Below are 16,313 nucleotides of genomic sequence, written 5' to 3' on the forward strand. Positions count from 1 at the left end.
GAAGCGTGGGCCGATCAAGCCTTGCGGATCAGCGTGCCGGCCCCGCGGCGGGTGAAGATTTCCAGCAACATGCCGTGCGGCACCCGGCCGTCGAGCACGACCGCCGCGTCGACGCCCGCTTCGACCGCGGCGACGCAGGTTTCCAGCTTCGGGATCATGCCGCCCGAAATGGTGCCGTCGGTGCGCAGTCCGGCGACGTCCTGCGGCGTCAGGTCGGTCATCAGCTCGCCCTGCTTGTCCAGCACACCCGCGACGTCCGTGAGCAGGAAGAACCGCTTTGCGCCCAGGGCGGCGGCGATCGCGCCCGCCATGGTGTCCGCGTTGATGTTGTAGGTGTGCCCATCCGCCCCGATGCCGATCGGCGCGATCACGGGAATGATCCCGTCGCGGCTCAGCGTGTCGATGATGCGGCGGTCCACCGCCACCGGCTCGCCCACGAAGCCAAGGTCCACCTTGCGTTCGATGCCCTGCAGCTGATCCGGCTCGCTGCGGCCGACCTTCTCGGCCTGCACGAGCCCGGCGTCCTTGCCCGAGATGCCGACCGCGCGGCCACCGGCGGCGGCGATCCAGGAGACGATCTGCTTGTTGATCGATCCGGCGAGGACCATTTCCGCGATATGCGCCGTCTCCGCGTCGGTCACGCGCAGCCCGTCGACGAAGCGCGATTCGACGCCCAGCCGCTTCAGCATCGATCCGATCTGCGGCCCGCCGCCGTGAACGACGACCGGGTTGATGCCGACCGCCTTCATCAGCACCACATCCTCGGCGAAGTCGCGCTGCGCCTCGGGATCGCCCATCGCGTGCCCGCCGTATTTCACGACAAAGGTCGCGCCGGCATAACGCTGAAGATAGGGCAGTGCCTCGACGAGCGTCTCGGCCTTGGCGAGCAGTTCGGGCGAAGGGGTGTGATCGGTCATGAGCGGGCCATTAGCATAAGCGCCCGGCAGCGAAACCTGCCGCTCCGTTCGCGCGAAAATGACTTCCCTGACCTTCGTGCTGGGCCTGTCGAAGCACGTGCCCCGCAAGACACGCTTTTGACGCGCCCTTCGACAAGCTCAGGGCGAACGAACCTATCTGTCCAGCCGCCGGCCCAGCGCCACGAAGCCGTAGATCAGCGGCGGCACCAGCACGATCGACAGCACGACCTTGGCGATCATCTGCCCGATCAGCAGCTCACCGATCGGGAACACGCCGTAGAAGGCGATGGTCACGAACAGCAACGTGTCCACGATCTGCGACAGCACGCTGGCGACGGCTGACCGCAGCCACAACAGCCGGCTGCCCTCGCCGCCCTTCAGCGCAGCGAAGATGGTGACATTCAGCGTCTGGGACGTGCCATAAGCGACGATGCCGCCCAGCCAGATGCGCGGCGTGCCCGTCATCATCAGGTCGAATGCATTCAGGCGCTCGGGCTCCATCGCCGGCGAAGCGGGCGCGGCGAGCACCACCAGCGTCAGCAACAGCGACACGATCAGCGGAATGAACCCGATCTGCACCAATCGATTGGCGACATGCCGCCCATGGAGCTCCGCGATCGCGCTGGATGTCGCGACCAGCAACAGAAAGGCGAAGATGCCCGCCTCTACCGCCAGCGGGCCAAGCGCGACCTGCTTGTTGCCGAGCACGCCGGCGATGCACACCATGCCGCCGTAAAAGATCGAAAAGGCGAAGAGCGAGCGCGCGATCGGCGCTGGGACAGGCGATTCCATCGCCAGCCGGTAGCATCGGGAACGGCATTCACGGAAGCATTTCTGTCATGCCGGCCGGCCCGAAAACGGCCGCCCCGCGCGCGATAACGCGCGCAAATGCCACGCCAGCGCTTGTCGAAGCGCCGACCCTTTCTCTATGATGCGACGCGCAAAAAATTCGGCAGGGCTTGGCGAGCTCCGCCCGCGAACGGGGGTTGTCCGCACTTGAGCCGTCTTCTCATCGGCATTGCCGGTATTCTGGTCATTCTCGGTCTTGCCGTTGCCCTGTCCACCGATCGGCGGGCGATCCGCCCACGCGTCGTCGCCAGCGCCTTCGCGCTGCAGGTCGGCATCGCGGTGATGGTGCTCTACGTCGACTGGGGCAAGCGCGTGCTGTCCACGCTGTCGGCCGGCGTGTCCAACCTGCTCGGCTATGCCAAGGCGGGTGTGGACTTCCTGTTCGGGCCGCTCGCCTCGCCCGCGATCGGCGGCAACAGCTTCGCCATCGCCGCGCTGCCGGTGATCATCTTCTTCGCCAGCCTTGTCTCGATCCTCTATTATCTCGGCGTCATGCAATTGATCGTCCGCTGGCTGGGCGGCGCGATCGAGAAGGTGATCGGCGTGTCCAAGGTGGAAAGCCTGTGCGCGGCGGCCAACGTCTTCGTGGGCCAATCCGAATCGCCGCTCGTCATCCGCCCCTATCTGGCGGGGCTGACGCCGTCCCAGCTGTTCACGGTGATGACCAGCGGCATGGCGGGCGTCGCGGGCACGATCCTCGCCGCTTACGCCTCCATGGGCATCCGCATCGATTACCTGCTCGCTGCCAGCTTCATGGCCGCGCCTGGCGGCATCCTGATGGCGAAGATCATCATGCCCGACCGCAGCATGCCGCCCGAAGGCGAGCTGCCGCTCGGCGACCTGCCCGACCCCGATATCGAGATCCGCGTTTCCGAAGCGCGCATGAACGCGCATCCCGCCGCGCTTCCCGTCGAGGAACCGGCCGGCGAGCCGATGCCCGAAGCGACGCATGACGAGGAAAAGCCCGCCAACCTCATCATGGCCGCCGCGCAGGGTGCGCAGACCGGCGTGCGGCTCGCCGTGGCAGTCGGCGCGATGGTGCTGGCATTTGTGGCGCTGGTGGCGCTGGCGAACGGCATCCTCGGCGGGATCGGCGGCCTGTTCGGGCGGCCGGACCTCAGCTTCCAGATGCTGCTCGGCTATCTCTTCGCGCCGATCATGTTCCTCATCAACGTGCCGTGGGACGAGGCGCTGCGCGCTGGCGGCATGTTCGGCCAGAAGATCGTGCTCAACGAGTTCGTCGCCTATATCGACCTTGGCAAGCAGGCGGCGGAACTGTCGCCCCGCACCGTTGCGATCGTCACCTTCGCGCTGTGTGGCTTTGCCAATTTCTCCTCCATCGCGATCCAGATGGCGGTAACCGGCAACCTCGCGCCCAATCAGCGGCCGATGATCGCCAAACTCGGCATCCGCGCGCTGCTCGCGGGCAGCCTCGCGAACCTCATGTCCGCCGCGCTGGCGGGGCTGCTGATCGGGTAATCGACGCTGGTCGGCGACCAGCACAGCGCCCCAGGCGGTCCGTCACCCTGAGCTCGTTTCAGGGTTCAACGCAACCAAAGAGGCGACGTTGCCGGTTGAAAAAGGATGCTGAAACAAGCTCAGCATGACGACTGTGACCGCGGCTTTACGCCCAGTGGCGAACATCGGTGAAGCGATCTATCGAGTCAAAATGCTGACGTTCACACACCTGGAGAGGAGCATCCTCGATGCGATTTGCCTGGTGGAGCGTCCTTCCATTCCCGGGCTACAAGAGATTCTTTCCACGGCAACCGTGGTTAGTCGCGACAATACTGGTCACGGCTTTTACACAAAGTTTCGAACGGCGCCTCTCCAAGATGAACGTTGGGAGAACATGATTCCCGGCCCGATTGCCCGAATGCTCGACATGGGCGAAGACGCCTTGATGGGCTTCATCCTGTGGTGTTCGGAGCAGGGTTCGAACACTCTAGAGGGATTTCAACTCGGAGACTCAGCCGGCGACACCGTCGATCTAAAGACCCGCGACCTCGGGGCGCTTCGGTTCAGCGATATCGGCTACTAAGCCAAGTAGCGGTATTGACCGCTAACCAACCCGATCTGGTCGCCCATGACCGACGGGCTGCCTCCCAATTGCGGACATCCCGCTTTTCTGTAGGTTGTTGTGATGGATCGATGGCGGAAAGCTGATCGCGTTGCGGAGCGTGTCGTCTGGGCGGCAGTCGCTGTCGCCTGCGGTATGGCCGTTTGGGCAATCTCTTACGGCGATTGGTCGTTCAACCCTTCGAAGGATGACGACTTTTGGGGCTGGGCCAATGCAATCGTCGGCTTAGCCGCGCTTGCTGCGTTAAGTTGCTTCGCGCTCTACAAGGCCGTCTTGGCGCGATCGAAAGTGTAAAATCGATAAGGCCCACTTGCGAACATTCCGCCGCCGGATGCAGGAACGGCGATGACCTTTGAAACCCTGCTGATTGCTGGCGCGAACTTCGGCTTCATTGTGGGATTGGCCTTCCGCAGTGCCAAGCTTGGGTGTGCGGCCCTATGGATGATGCCCATCGCCACGATGGCCTACTTCAACTGGTGGCAGAACGCTCATTCGGGAGACTTACGATCGACCAGCGGGTTGGCCTTGGTGTTTGTTGCCCTGCCGGGGTCCAGCATCGGCGCGATGGGAGGGTCTTTGATCGGCCTCGCGATCCGGTACGGAATGCGCGAAAAGCGGAACGGCAGCTAACCACCCAAGTCGGCCGCTCGTTCGAAATCACCGACCATCGCTCGCCAGACGCCGGGTGATCACCCCCGGCCCAACCGCATCCGCTTGCGCAGCCCGCCGGGCATCCAGCGCGACGCGAACGCCAGCCGCCGGGCCGTCTTGCCCACCAGCGTGTGCAGGCGGTCGCCGTGCACCGCCGTCCAGGCCGCTTCCGCGACCGTCTCCACCGGAGTGAACTCCAGCCCCGCCTCGACCACCGTTTCGCGCACACTGCGGTTCGATCCGCCCACCGCCGCGGTGAGCAGCGGCGTGTCGATGAAGCCTGGCATCAGGCTGCGCACGCGAATGTTCTCGCCCGCCCACTCGCCGTCCAGCGCTTCGGTCAGGCCGCGTACGGCGAACTTCGTCGCGGAATAGATCGCCGCTCCCGCCGTGCCGTAGATCCCCGCCGCCGAGGCCGTGTTGAGCAGGCAGGAGCCGGGCGTCGCCGCGAGATAAGGATAGGCCAGCCGCGCGCCATAGACGACGCCCTTGATGTTCACGTCCAGCGCGCGGTCGATCTCCTCCAGCGAGGCGGCGCCGAACGGCCCTCCTACTGCCACGCCGGCATTGTTGAACAACACGTCCAGCCGCCCGCCGCTCGCTTGCGTGAATTCGGCCAGCACTTCCTCCCAATCCTCGGGCGAGCGCACGTCCATGACATGGCTGGTGGTCCGATCGGCCGGCAGCATCGCCGCCGTCGCCTTCAGCGCCGCCTCGTCACGGTCGGCAAGGCCGACCCGCCAGCCGCGTTCGGAGAACAGCCGGGCGACCGCGCGACCGATGCCCGAGCCGCCGCCGGTGATCAGGATTGTCTTCATGGCCCCGCTCCTTTGTTTGACCTGGAGCGCGGCATCCCGCATCCTCCCGGTCGATGCCAGTGGAATCGCGTGGCCCTGCCGTCGGCTTCCACGACGTGACCAAACGGTTTGGCGCCGCCGCTCCAGCTGTCGATGGCGTGTCCCTCGGAATCGAACCGGGCAGTTTCGTGGCGTTGGTGGGTACGTCCGGCTCGGGCAAGTCTACTCTGCTGAAGACGATCAACCGGCTGGTCGAGCCGACAGCCGGCGAGGTGACCATCGACGGCGAGGATGTTCGCCGGCTTCCCCTCCCGGCGCTTCGCCGCGGCATCGGCTATGTCTTTCAAAATGTGGGTCTATTTCCTCATCTCACGGTGGCGGAGAATGTCGCGCTGCCACTGCGCCTTGCAGGGCAGCGGTCGGATGATCGCGTCAGCGAGCTGCTCGAGCTAGTTGAGCTGCCGCTCAGCCTGGCCACGCGCCTGCCGGCCGCGCTGTCCGGCGGGCAGCGCCAGCGCGTCGGTGTCGCGCGCGCGCTGGCCGCAGGGCCGCGCCTGATGCTGATGGACGAGCCGTTCGGCGCGCTCGATCCGGTGACGCGCGATTCGCTTGGCAAGGCGGTGCGGGCGCTACACGCGCGGCTCGGGCTCACCACGGTGATGGTCACGCATGACATGGCGGAGGCCTTGCTGCTGGCCGATCGCGTGCTGGTGATGCGCGACGGGCGGATCGTCGCGGACGAGACGCCGGCCGGGCTGCTGGCCGGCGGCGGCGGGGATGCGGCACAGGCGCTGGTCGCCGTGCCCCGCCTGCAGGCGCAGCGCCTGGCGGACCTCGCCCGATGAGCGATGCCTGGGGCCGTGTGCCCGTTCTCGCGGCGCAGCATCTCACGCTCGCCATGGCGGCCATCGCGCTGGGCGTCCTGATCGCCGTGCCGCTCGGCTTCTGGTCCGCGCGCCGTCCGTTCGCGGCGCGGCTGGCGCTTGGCGGCGCGAGCATCGTGCAGACGATCCCCAGCCTTGCGCTGCTGGCGTTGTTCTATCCCGTGCTGCTGTGGATCGGCGGCGTGCCGGCGCTCGGCTTCCTCCCGTCGCTTCTCGCGCTCACGCTATATGCCGTGCTGCCGATCCTGCGGAACACGGTGACGGGACTGCAGGGGCTGGATCCGGCGGTGATCGAAGCCGCCGACGGCATCGGCATGACGCGCTGGCAGAAGCTGCGGATCGTCGAGGCGCCGTTGGTGCTGCCGGTGCTGACCGCCGGGATCCGCACCGCGGCGGTGTGGACGATCGGCGCGGCGACGCTTTCCACCACCGTTGGCCAGCCGAGCCTCGGCGACCTCATCTTTGCCGGGCTTCAGACACAGACATGGCCGCTGGTGCTGGCGGGATGCATTGCCGCCGCCGCGCTCGCGCTGGCAGTGGATGCGCTGCTGGGTCTGGCCGAATACGGCCTGGCGCGCCGCCGGCGCTGGCTGACGATGGCGGCGCTGGCGATCCTGGCTGGCGCCACGCTGGCCGCGACCGCCCCGCTCTGGCGCACCGGCAGTGACCGCGTCGTGGTCGGGGCCAAGAACTTTTCGGAGCAGTTCATCCTGGCGCGGCTCATCGGCGATCGGTTGCGCGCGGCCGGCTACGAGGTCGAATATCGCGACGGGCTCGGCTCGGCAGTCGCCTTCGGGGCGGTCGCGAGCGGGGCGATCGATGTTTACGTCGATTACGCCGGCACGATCTGGACCGGACAGATGAAGCGCACGGATGCACCGCCGCGCGACGCACAGGTGCGCGCCATCGCCGGCTGGGCGAAACGCACGCATGGGGTGACACTGCTGGGGCCGCTCGGTTTCGAGAATGCTTATGCGTTCGCGATGCGTGCGAGCGAGGCTCAGAGGCTGGGAATTGCGACGCTTGGCGATCTCGCCGCCCGCTCGCCGCAGCTACGGCTCGGCTCCGACCTGGAGTTTCTGGAGCGGCCGGAATGGGCGGCGGTGCGGCGCGCCTATGCGATGCGCTTCGCCGAGGCGACGCCATACAGCCCGACCTTCATGTACCGTGCGCTGGCGAGCGGCCGGGCGGACGTGATCAGCGCCTTTTCCTCCGACGGGCGGATCGCGGCGGACAAGCTGCGCGTGCTCAGCGACCCGAAACAGGCGATCCCCGGCTATGACGCGATCCTGCTGATCGCGCCACGCCGCGCCAACGACGCCCGGTTCACCGATGCACTACGCCCGCTGATCGGCGCGATCGACGTGGCAGCGATGCGCGAGGCGAACTACATGGTTGATCGCGACAGTGACAAGGCGACGCCCGAGGCCGCGGCGAACTGGCTCGCAGAGCGGATCGGCCGATAATCTTCTATGCACCCCGGCGAAGGCCGGGGCCCAGGTGGGGAACGCAAATCGTGCACGCTGCGCGTCGTTACGCGCCCTTTCCCAACTGGGTCCCGGCCTCCGCCGGGGAACATACGCTCTTCATGAGCGAAGGTTTTACTCCATCGTCAGGACGATCTTGCCCACATGATCGCCCGCCTCCATGCGCCGGTGCGCTTCCGCCGCCTCGGCCAGCGGGAACACCTTGTCGATCACCGGCTTCAGCCGCCCCGCCTCGGCGTGCGGCCATACGGTGCGCGCCAACTCGTCGGCCACCATCGCCTTGAACCCCAGATCGCGCGCGCGGAGCGTGGAGCCGGTCAGCGTCAGGCGGCGCATCATCACCTCAAAGATCGGGATCGTGGCCTTGGCCCCGCCCTGCACCGCAATCGAGACATGCCGGCCGTCTTCCGCCAAGCATTTGAGATTGCGCGGAACATAGTCTCCGCCAACCATGTCCAGCACGGCGGTCACGCCCTTGCCGCCAGTGATTTCCTTCACCCGCTCGACGAAATCCTCGGTCTTGTAGTTGATGGCGTGATCAGCGCCGAGCGCTCGGGCCGCCGCGACCTTGTCGTCCGAGCCCGCCGTGACGATGATCGTAACGCCGAAGATATTGCACAAGGCGATCGCCATGGTGCCGATGCCGCTGGTGCCGCCGTGGACCAGCACCGTATCGCCTTCATTGGCGTAGGCGCGCTCGAACAGGTTGGTCCACACGGTGAACAGGGTTTCGGGCATCGCTGCCGCTTCCACCATGGACATCAGTTCCGGCACGGGCAGGCACTGGCCGGCCGGGGCGGCGACATAATCGGCATAGCCGCCGCCGGCCACCAATGCGCAGACCGGCTGGCCGATCATCAGCGACGCCACGTCGGGCGCCATCGCCACCACGTCGCCCGACACTTCCAGACCATAGATGCTGGGGGCGCCCGGCGGCGGCGGATAGACGCCCTTGCGCTGCATCACGTCGGGCCGGTTCACACCCGCTGCGGCGACTCGGATCAGCACCTCGCCCGGCTTCAGCACCGGCACGGGCCGCTCCACCAGGGTCAGCACCTCCGGGCCGCCATGTGCTTCGGGATCGATCGCCCGCATCATCGCCGGAATGTCGTTCATCGCCGTTTCCCCCACACCAAGCATCGGCAAATGCATGGGGCGGCCTTATTGACTTCGCACCCGCAGCGGTCAACGATGCGCCTCATGGATCTGGATGATATCCTTGGGTCCCGGCCCGACGATCCCTTGACCGCCTTGCTGCGAGAGGATCTCGATCGCCTGTCGGTGGCTGAGCTGGAGGCGCGGATCGCCGCGCTGGAGGGCGAAATCGCCCGCAGTCGCAAGAAGATCGACCATGCGGTGAATCATCGCGCCAGCGCGGACGCCCTGTTCAAGCGATGACCCGCGCAGCATCGGCTGGCCGCGATGCCATATGCCGATGCGGGGCCACGACGCCCTTCGGCCTGCTGCTTGATGCCGGCGGGTCCAATCACGACATTGTAGGAAAGGGCCGGACGCCTGCCCCCCAGACGTCGCTCCACGGCCCGGTTGGAGTATCCTGAATGCCATCCTTTGCCAGCGCTCTCGAGACCACGCTGCACAAGGCGCTCGAGGCTGCGTCCGCGCGGCGCCACGAATATGCCACGCTTGAACACCTGCTGTTCGCGCTTGTCGATGACGAGCATGCCAGCCAGGTGATGACGGCGTGCGGCGTTGATCTCGGCGAACTGAAAACCACCGTCGCGCATTATCTCGACACCGAGCTTGGCGCATTGAAGGTCGATCAGCAGACCGACCCCTCTCCCACCAGCGGCTTCCAGCGTGTGGTGCAGCGTGCGATCCTGCACGTCCAGTCATCCGGCCGCGACGAAGTGACCGGCGCCAACGTGCTGGTCGCGCTCTTCTCCGAACGCGAAAGCTATGCCGTCTATTTCCTGCAGCAGCAGGACATGAGCCGGCTGGATGCCGTCAGCTATATCAGCCACGGCGTCGGCAAGGGCGCGTCCGCACCGGAAGCCTCCACCCCCAAGGGCGCTGAGGACAAGGAAGAGAAGAAGCCGGTCGAAAAGGGCGCCAAGGGCGAAAGCGCGCTCAAGCAGTTCACCGTCGATCTCAATGAAAAGGCGCGCAACGGCAAGGTCGATCCGCTGATCGGCCGCGGGCCGGAGGTTGACCGCACGGTGCAGATCCTGTGCCGCCGCTCGAAGAACAACCCGCTCTATGTGGGCGATCCGGGCGTCGGCAAGACCGCCATCGCGGAAGGACTCGCACGCAAGATCGTAGAGGGCGACGTGCCCGACGTGCTGAAGCCCGCCGTCATCTACTCGCTCGACATGGGCGCGCTGCTTGCCGGCACGCGCTATCGCGGCGACTTCGAGGAGCGGCTGAAGCAGGTCGTCAATGAGCTGGAGAAGCTGCCGCACGCGGTGCTCTTCATCGATGAGATCCACACCGTCATCGGCGCCGGCGCGACCAGCGGCGGCGCGATGGATGCGTCTAATCTGCTGAAGCCCGCGCTGTCGGGCGGCACGATCCGCTGCATCGGCTCGACCACCTACAAGGAGTTCCGCAATCACTTCGAGAAGGATCGCGCGCTGCTGCGCCGGTTCCAGAAGATCGACGTGAACGAGCCGACGATCGAGGACACGATCAAGATCCTCGCCGGCCTGCGATCGGCTTTCGAGAGCCACCATGACGTCAAGTACACGCCCGACGCGATCAAGTCGGCCGTGGAACTCAGCGCGCGGTACATCAACGACCGCAAGCTGCCGGACAAGGCGATCGACGTTATCGACGAAGTTGGCGCGATGCAGATGCTCGTGGCGCCGTCCAAGCGGAAGAAGACGATCACCCCCAAGGAGATCGAGCAGGTCATCGCGACGATGGCCCGCATCCCGCCGAAGAGCGTGTCGACCGACGACAAGAAAGTGCTGGAGACGCTCGAGACCGATCTCAAGCGCGTCGTGTTCGGGCAGAACAAGGCGATCGAGAACCTGGCCTCGGCGATCAAGCTCAGCCGTGCCGGCCTGCGCGATCCCGAAAAGCCGATTGGCAACTACCTCTTCACCGGCCCCACTGGCGTCGGCAAGACGGAGGTCGCCAAGCAGCTTAGCGTCATCATGGGCATCCCGCTCCAGCGGTTCGACATGTCCGAATATATGGAGCGCCACTCGGTCTCGCGGTTGATCGGTGCGCCCCCGGGCTATGTCGGCTTCGACCAGGGCGGTCTGCTCACCGACGCGGTCGACCAGAACCCGCATTGCGTGCTCCTGCTCGACGAGATCGAGAAGGCGCATCCGGATCTGTTCAACATCCTCCTGCAGGTGATGGACAACGGCCGCCTGACCGACCAGCACGGCAAGACGGTCGATTTCCGCAACGTCATCCTGATCATGACGACTAATGCGGGCGCAAGCGACATGGCGCGCGAGACGCTCGGCTTCGGCAATCTCTCCCGCGAGGGTGAGGACGAGCAGGCCGTGCAGCGGCTGTTCACGCCGGAATTCCGCAACCGTCTCGATGCGATCGTGCCGTTCGGCTACCTCCCGCCGGAGGTCGTCGCCCGCGTGGTGGACAAGTTCATCCTCCAGCTGGAGCTGCAGCTGGCCGATCGCGACGTCCACATCAAGCTTGACGAGGAAGCGCGCAAGTGGTTGACCGACAAGGGCTATGACAAGCTCTACGGCGCGCGTCCGATGGGCCGTCTGATCCAGGAAAAGATCAAGCAGCCGCTCGCCGAGGAACTGCTGTTCGGCAAGCTCGTCCATGGCGGCGAGGTCGTAGTGAAGCTGAAGGACAATGCGCTGACGTTCGAAATCGTCGGCGCGGCGCCCAAGAAGCCGCGCAAGAAAGGCGGCAAGGCGAAGGTCGAAGCGGAGTGATAGAAAGGGCGCTGGTCGCGAGACCGGCGCCCTTCTTGTTTGGCAAGCCGCTCTCCGCGCATGAGCCGTCGCACCGGACTTGATCCGGGATCCATCTATCCGCGAACGCTGCGGGACGTAACGGCGGATAGCGTCCGCGGCACCACGGACCCCGGATCAAGTCCGGGGTGACACGGTCTGAATGGTGCTGCGGTTAGCGCAAGACGTCATGCCGGGCTCGTCCCGGCATCCAGACCTCCAGGTACGCAACGACTGTGGGCAGCGCGGAACGCTGGATGCCGGGACAAGCCCGGCATGACGATCAAGATGGCTGTAGCGGCCTCGACCTTACGGCATTCACAGCGCTATCATGCGCCTCCCCGCGAGAACTCACCCGCGCGGCGAACCCTCGCTTTTGCTCACCCACTGCGGCCCATTGGCACGGCAAGCGGCACTGATCACCGGGAACGACAGGTCGGTATTGCGCGCCAATGCCGCCGGCAGATCAGCCTGGCATTGCTGCACGGTGGCGTAGCGAACCGGCTCAACACGCGCCTCAGCGCACGCCTGCTGGTCGTCGCCGCAGCCCATGATCGCCAGCACGAAGAAAATCGGTTGCATTCCCGCCTCCACTCTGCCTATTCAACGCATTGGCTTCGCCGGGTGTTCCGACGTTAACGCTCTTTTGACGGTCCGCCCGCCCATTGCGCTGGCGCGGCCGCACCCCGACATAGGTCGCAATGCCACCGTCCGATCCTACCGGGCGCAGCGTTGATCGCCCGCTTGGGCCGACGCTTCGCCGATTTCTCCCCTATCTCTGGCCCGCCGATGCGCCGGGCATGAAGCTGCGTGTCGTCGGCGCCATGGCGCTGGTGATCGTGTCGAAGCTGGTCCAGGTTTATGGCGCGCCTTTCGCGCTGCAAGGCGCCGTCGACGGAATGGCGACGATCCCGCGCTCGCCAACCACGCTCGTGGTTCTGCTGGTGCTGGGCTATGCGGCCGCCCGCTTCGGCGCCACCTTGTTCGACAATCTGCGCAACACGGTGTTCGAGAAGGTCGGGCAAGAGGCGACGCGCCGCCTTGCTGCCCAGGTGTTCCGCCACCTGCATGACCTGTCGCTCCGCTTCCACCTGGAACGGCGCACCGGCGCGGTCACCAAGGTGGTCGAGCGCGGCACCAAGAGCATCGACACGATGCTCTATTTCCTCCTGTTCAACATCGCGCCGACGGTGCTCGAGCTCAGCCTGGTGCTCGGCATTTTCTGGGTGAAGTTCGGCTGGCCGCTGGTCGCGGCTACGGTCTTGATGGTTGCCGTCTACATCTGGTTCACCCGGATGGTGACGGACTGGCGCGCGAGCTTGCGCGAACGGATGAACGATCTCGACACCGGCGCGGTAGCCCATGCCGTGGATTCGCTGCTGAACTTCGAGACCGTGAAATATTTTGGCGCCGAGGATCGCGAGGCACGGCGCTACGATGCAGCCATGTCCGCTTATTCCCGTGCAGCGGTGAAGTCGGAAAACAGCCTAGCCTGGCTGAACATCGGCCAGGCGGCGATCACCAACCTGATGCTGGGCGCCGGCATGGCGTTCGTTGTCTGGGGCTGGGCGCAGGGCCGCTTTTCGGCGGGTGACGTGGTGCTGGTGTCGACCCTGCTCTCGCAGCTCTTCCGCCCGCTTGACCTCCTTGGCATGGTCTATCGCACGATCCGCCAAGGCGTGATCGACATGGGGTCCATGTTCGATCTCGTCGACACGCCATCCGAAGTGGTCGACGCGCCCGGCGCGCGGGCGATCGAGGTCAGCAGCGGGCACGTCCGCTTCGAGAATGTGCGCTTCGGCTATGAGCCTGAGCGCGACATATTGAAGGGGATCGACCTTGATATCCCCGCCGGCGCAACGGTCGCGGTGGTCGGCCCATCGGGCGCGGGCAAGTCCACGCTCGCGCGGCTGCTCTACCGCTTCTACGATCTTACCGGCGGGCGGATCACGATCGACGGCCAGGATATCGCCGCCGTATCCCAGGCGTCACTGCGCGCTGCGATCGGCATCGTGCCGCAGGATACGGTGCTGTTCAACGACACGATCGGCTATAATATCGGCTATGGCCGCGAAGGTGCCGGCGAGGCCGAGATCCGCGCGGCGGCGCGCGGCGCGGCGATCGCCGGCTTCATCGAGGCGCAGCCCGACGGTTATGACACCCGAGTCGGCGAACGCGGCTTGAAGCTGTCGGGCGGCGAAAAGCAGCGCGTGGCAATCGCGCGTACCCTGCTCAAGAATCCGCCGGTGCTGATCCTGGACGAGGCGACGAGCGCGCTCGACAGCCGGACGGAAGCGGACATCATGGCGACGCTGGAGGCGATCGAACGTGGCCGCACCACCATCGTCATCGCCCATCGCCTGTCCACCGTGGTTCATGCGGATAAGATCGTCGTGCTGGAGGCCGGCCGCGTGGTCGAGCAAGGCACCCACACTGATCTGCTCCGCGCCGGCGGCACCTATGCCGAATTATGGGCCCGCCAGGCGAACGAGCGGCGCGAGGCGGAGGAAGAGGTCGCCGAGTAGCCCCCGCGGACGTCAGGCGAGGAGGTCGCGATACGCCGGATGCTTGGCGATGAACGCGGCCACGAACGGGCATTGCGCCACCACCCTCAGCTTCTGATCGCGCGCGCTGTCCAACGCCGCGCGGATCAGCTTGGAGCCGACGCCCCGCCCCTCGATCTCCCTGGGGACGACCGTATGGGTGAAGACGATCCGATCGCCTTCCCGCTGATAGGCAGCGACCGCGCGATGGCCGTCCAGGTCCAGCTCGAATTCCTGTTCGGCCCGATTGTCTCGTACATTGTTCATGAGATGATCCTAGCCGATCGCGGCGCCGGATGCACCGGAACTCCGCCGGTTGCCGCTGCGATCCAGCGGGCCTAGAGCCAAGCGGAATGGCTGTTGATCCCGTTCCCGCCCTCCAGAAGCTGTTTGGTTTCCCCGATTTCCGCGGTGTGCAGCGCCAGGTGGTGGATCGGGTGCTGGCCGGGCAATCGACGCTCGCGGTGATGCCGACCGGCGCCGGCAAGTCGCTGACGTATCAGCTTCCTGCCACCATGCTGGACGGCACTTGCATCGTCGTGTCGCCGCTGATCGCATTGATGCATGATCAGCTCCGCGCCGCAGAGGCGGTGGGGATCCGGGCGGCCACCCTCACCAGCGTCGACGAGAACAAGGCCGAGACGCGCGGCCGTTTTCTCGATGGCACGCTGGACCTCTTGTACGTCGCGCCGGAACGCGCCTCGACCGCGGATTTCCGCGAGCTGCTCGATCGAGGGCGTGTCGCGCTGTTCGCCATCGACGAGGCGCATTGCGTCAGCGAGTGGGGCCATGATTTCCGGCCCGATTATCGCCTGCTCCGACCATTGCTCGACCGCTACGGCGATGTGCCGCGGCTGGCGCTGACCGCCACTGCCGACGAACACACCCGCGCCGACATTCTCGAACAGCTCGGGATCGGCGCGGACGGAATGATCGTCGCCGGCTTCGATCGGCCAAACATTCGCTACGCCATTTCCACGCGCGACAATACGACGCGGCAAATCGCGGACCTGATCCGCGACACGCCCGGCCCCGGCATCGTCTATGCCCAGACCCGCGCCGGAACGGAGAAGCTGGCCGACGCGCTGCGCACCGCGACTGGCCGCCCGGTGCGCGCCTATCACGCCGGGCTGGACCCTGAGGTCCGCCGCCGCAACCAGGCGAAGTTCGTCGAAAGCGAGGACATGGTGATCGTCGCCACGGTCGCCTTCGGCATGGGGATCGACAAGCCGGACGTACGGTTCGTGGCCCACGCCGGCCTGCCAAAGTCGATCGAGGCCTATTATCAGGAAACCGGCCGCGCGGGGCGCGATGGCGATCCCTCCGTCGCGCATCTCTTCTGGGGCGCGGAGGATTTCGCCCGCGCGCGTCAGCGTATCGCCGAGCTGGATCCGCAGCGCCAGCCGGGCGAGCGTGCCCGCCTCAATGCGCTGGGCGCGCTGGTCGAGACGGCGGGATGCCGCCGCCGCATCCTCCTGGCGCATTTCGGAGAGCATCCGCCCGAACGCTGCGGCAATTGCGACAATTGCCTGTCCCCGCCCGCGGCGATCGACGCGACCGAGACGGCACGCAAATATCTCTCCGCCGTATTCCGAACGGGGCAAAGCTTCGGCGCGACCTACATCGAAACGGTGCTGACCGGAAAATCCTCCGACCGCAGCCTGATGAACGGGCATGAGGCGCTGTCGGTATGGAACATCGTGTCGGGCGATGAAGCGGCGCTGCTGAAACCGGTCGGCCGCGCGCTCCTGCTGCGCGACGCGCTGCGGACCAATCCGCACGGCGGGCTCGAGTTCGGCCCTGCCGCCCGCGCGCTGATAAAAGGCGAGGACACGCTGTCGCTGGTGGTTCCGCCCAAGCGCGAACGGCGGCGGCGCGGCGGCGACGCAACACCCAATCCGGTCGGCGATGCACTGTTCGAGGCGCTGCGCACCCGCCGGCGCGAGCTGGCGCAGGAGGCCGGCGTGCCGCCCTATGTGATCTTCCATGATTCGGTGCTGCGCGAAATGGCAGCGCGACGCCCCGGCTCGCTGTCCGCGATGGCGCACCTCACCGGAGTCGGACAGCGCAAGCTGGATGCCTATGGCGAGGCGTTCCTCCGCGTGATTCGCGAGAACTAGGCCCCTCCCAATATCGCGCGTCACCCCCGCGCAGGCGGGTACCATAGGCGAAGGTCCACCGGAGGAGCGGCGACCGCAGCGGCCCTGTA

Annotated in this window: 15 protein-coding genes; 9 read left to right on the forward strand and 6 right to left on the reverse strand. The window is 66.2% G+C overall.

Features of this window, described 5'->3' with window-relative positions:
* Window positions 1–14: 14 nt before the first annotated feature.
* Both argB and BMX36_RS09385 read right to left on the reverse strand, forming a co-directional pair.
* Window positions 15–917 (reverse strand): acetylglutamate kinase, encoded by a 903-nt coding sequence (gene argB / locus BMX36_RS09380; protein WP_093065451.1) that lies wholly within the window; start codon window positions 915–917, stop codon window positions 15–17.
* 153 nt (window positions 918–1,070) lie between these two features.
* The gene (locus tag BMX36_RS09385; protein WP_093064657.1) at window positions 1,071–1,709 is read right to left on the reverse strand and encodes a queuosine precursor transporter; all 639 of its coding nucleotides are present in this window, start codon (window positions 1,707–1,709) and stop codon (window positions 1,071–1,073) included.
* A gap of 204 nt (window positions 1,710–1,913) precedes the next feature.
* Here BMX36_RS09385 and BMX36_RS09390 point away from each other — a divergent pair, with 204 nt between their 5' ends.
* The 3 genes from BMX36_RS09390 (at window position 1,914) to BMX36_RS09405 (ending at window position 4,476) form a co-directional block, all read left to right on the forward strand.
* The gene (locus BMX36_RS09390; RefSeq protein WP_256210712.1) at window positions 1,914–3,245 is read left to right on the forward strand and encodes a NupC/NupG family nucleoside CNT transporter; all 1,332 of its coding nucleotides are present in this window, start codon (window positions 1,914–1,916) and stop codon (window positions 3,243–3,245) included.
* 124 nt (window positions 3,246–3,369) lie between these two features.
* Window positions 3,370–3,807, forward strand: a complete 438-nt coding sequence (locus BMX36_RS09395; protein WP_143058541.1) for a hypothetical protein — start codon at window positions 3,370–3,372, stop codon at window positions 3,805–3,807.
* 384 nt (window positions 3,808–4,191) lie between these two features.
* Window positions 4,192–4,476: a hypothetical protein gene (locus tag BMX36_RS09405; protein ID WP_093064664.1), complete on the forward strand. Its 285-nt coding sequence runs from the start codon at window positions 4,192–4,194 to the stop codon at window positions 4,474–4,476.
* A 59-nt stretch (window positions 4,477–4,535) separates the two neighbouring features.
* Here BMX36_RS09405 and BMX36_RS09410 read toward each other — a convergent pair whose 3' ends face one another.
* A complete protein-coding gene (locus BMX36_RS09410) occupies window positions 4,536–5,315 on the reverse strand; it encodes an SDR family oxidoreductase (protein WP_093065453.1) in 780 nt (259 codons plus the stop codon).
* A gap of 53 nt (window positions 5,316–5,368) precedes the next feature.
* On the opposite strand from BMX36_RS09410, the gene BMX36_RS09415 reads away from it, so the two are divergent.
* Both BMX36_RS09415 and BMX36_RS09420 read left to right on the forward strand, forming a co-directional pair.
* Window positions 5,369–6,139, forward strand: coding sequence for an ATP-binding cassette domain-containing protein (locus BMX36_RS09415; RefSeq protein WP_093064665.1), 771 nt, complete (start codon window positions 5,369–5,371; stop codon window positions 6,137–6,139).
* Window positions 6,136–7,644 carry an ABC transporter permease/substrate-binding protein gene (locus BMX36_RS09420; RefSeq protein WP_093064667.1) on the forward strand — a complete coding sequence of 503 codons (1,509 nt, stop codon included), beginning with the start codon at window positions 6,136–6,138 and terminating at the stop codon, window positions 7,642–7,644. Before BMX36_RS09415 ends, BMX36_RS09420 begins: the two co-directional genes overlap by 4 nt.
* Before the next feature lie 135 nt (window positions 7,645–7,779).
* On the opposite strand, the gene BMX36_RS09425 is transcribed toward BMX36_RS09420, so the two are convergent.
* The gene (locus BMX36_RS09425) at window positions 7,780–8,781 is read right to left on the reverse strand and encodes an NAD(P)H-quinone oxidoreductase (protein WP_177179107.1); all 1,002 of its coding nucleotides are present in this window, start codon (window positions 8,779–8,781) and stop codon (window positions 7,780–7,782) included.
* Window positions 8,782–8,865: 84 nt separating this feature from the next.
* Here BMX36_RS09425 and BMX36_RS09430 point away from each other — a divergent pair, with 84 nt between their 5' ends.
* Together BMX36_RS09430 and clpA are read left to right on the forward strand one after the other, a co-directional pair.
* A complete protein-coding gene (locus tag BMX36_RS09430) occupies window positions 8,866–9,063 on the forward strand; it encodes a DUF1192 domain-containing protein (protein WP_066777633.1) in 198 nt (65 codons plus the stop codon).
* A 161-nt stretch (window positions 9,064–9,224) separates the two neighbouring features.
* The gene (clpA, locus tag BMX36_RS09435; protein ID WP_066777615.1) at window positions 9,225–11,543 is read left to right on the forward strand and encodes an ATP-dependent Clp protease ATP-binding subunit ClpA; all 2,319 of its coding nucleotides are present in this window, start codon (window positions 9,225–9,227) and stop codon (window positions 11,541–11,543) included.
* A 369-nt stretch (window positions 11,544–11,912) separates the two neighbouring features.
* Here the strand turns inward: clpA and BMX36_RS09440 are convergent, their stop codons facing one another.
* The gene (locus BMX36_RS09440) at window positions 11,913–12,143 is read right to left on the reverse strand and encodes a hypothetical protein (RefSeq protein ID WP_066777612.1); all 231 of its coding nucleotides are present in this window, start codon (window positions 12,141–12,143) and stop codon (window positions 11,913–11,915) included.
* A gap of 119 nt (window positions 12,144–12,262) precedes the next feature.
* On the opposite strand from BMX36_RS09440, the gene BMX36_RS09445 reads away from it, so the two are divergent.
* Window positions 12,263–14,086 (forward strand): ABCB family ABC transporter ATP-binding protein/permease, encoded by a 1,824-nt coding sequence (locus BMX36_RS09445; RefSeq protein ID WP_093064669.1) that lies wholly within the window; start codon window positions 12,263–12,265, stop codon window positions 14,084–14,086.
* A 12-nt stretch (window positions 14,087–14,098) separates the two neighbouring features.
* Here the strand turns inward: BMX36_RS09445 and BMX36_RS09450 are convergent, their stop codons facing one another.
* Complete coding sequence (locus tag BMX36_RS09450) at window positions 14,099–14,371, reverse strand: GNAT family N-acetyltransferase (RefSeq protein ID WP_093064671.1); 273 nt, start codon at window positions 14,369–14,371, stop codon at window positions 14,099–14,101.
* A gap of 86 nt (window positions 14,372–14,457) precedes the next feature.
* On the opposite strand from BMX36_RS09450, the gene recQ reads away from it, so the two are divergent.
* Window positions 14,458–16,224 carry a DNA helicase RecQ gene (recQ, locus tag BMX36_RS09455; protein WP_093064673.1) on the forward strand — a complete coding sequence of 589 codons (1,767 nt, stop codon included), beginning with the start codon at window positions 14,458–14,460 and terminating at the stop codon, window positions 16,222–16,224.
* Window positions 16,225–16,313 lie beyond the last annotated feature (89 nt).

This window comes from Sphingomonas sp. OV641 (assembly GCF_900109205.1).
Classification (GTDB): domain Bacteria; phylum Pseudomonadota; class Alphaproteobacteria; order Sphingomonadales; family Sphingomonadaceae; genus Sphingomonas.

Excerpts from the sequence above, each read along its gene's own strand:
- argB (WP_093065451.1), bottom strand. The coding sequence starts at position 917 with ATGACCGATCACACCCCTTCGCCCGAACTGCTCGCCAAGGCCGAGACG.
- BMX36_RS09385 (WP_093064657.1), bottom strand. The coding sequence starts at position 1,709 with ATGGAATCGCCTGTCCCAGCGCCGATCGCGCGCTCGCTCTTCGCCTTT.
- BMX36_RS09395 (WP_143058541.1), top strand. The coding sequence starts at position 3,370 with ATGACGACTGTGACCGCGGCTTTACGCCCAGTGGCGAACATCGGTGAA.
- BMX36_RS09405 (WP_093064664.1), top strand. The coding sequence starts at position 4,192 with ATGACCTTTGAAACCCTGCTGATTGCTGGCGCGAACTTCGGCTTCATT.
- BMX36_RS09410 (WP_093065453.1), bottom strand. The coding sequence starts at position 5,315 with ATGAAGACAATCCTGATCACCGGCGGCGGCTCGGGCATCGGTCGCGCG.
- BMX36_RS09415 (WP_093064665.1), top strand. The coding sequence starts at position 5,369 with ATGCCAGTGGAATCGCGTGGCCCTGCCGTCGGCTTCCACGACGTGACC.
- BMX36_RS09420 (WP_093064667.1), top strand. The coding sequence starts at position 6,136 with ATGAGCGATGCCTGGGGCCGTGTGCCCGTTCTCGCGGCGCAGCATCTC.
- BMX36_RS09425 (WP_177179107.1), bottom strand. The coding sequence starts at position 8,781 with ATGAACGACATTCCGGCGATGATGCGGGCGATCGATCCCGAAGCACAT.
- BMX36_RS09430 (WP_066777633.1), top strand. The coding sequence starts at position 8,866 with ATGGATCTGGATGATATCCTTGGGTCCCGGCCCGACGATCCCTTGACC.
- clpA (WP_066777615.1), top strand. The coding sequence starts at position 9,225 with ATGCCATCCTTTGCCAGCGCTCTCGAGACCACGCTGCACAAGGCGCTC.
- BMX36_RS09440 (WP_066777612.1), bottom strand. The coding sequence starts at position 12,143 with ATGCAACCGATTTTCTTCGTGCTGGCGATCATGGGCTGCGGCGACGAC.
- BMX36_RS09445 (WP_093064669.1), top strand. The coding sequence starts at position 12,263 with ATGCCACCGTCCGATCCTACCGGGCGCAGCGTTGATCGCCCGCTTGGG.
- BMX36_RS09450 (WP_093064671.1), bottom strand. The coding sequence starts at position 14,371 with ATGAACAATGTACGAGACAATCGGGCCGAACAGGAATTCGAGCTGGAC.
- recQ (WP_093064673.1), top strand. The coding sequence starts at position 14,458 with ATGGCTGTTGATCCCGTTCCCGCCCTCCAGAAGCTGTTTGGTTTCCCC.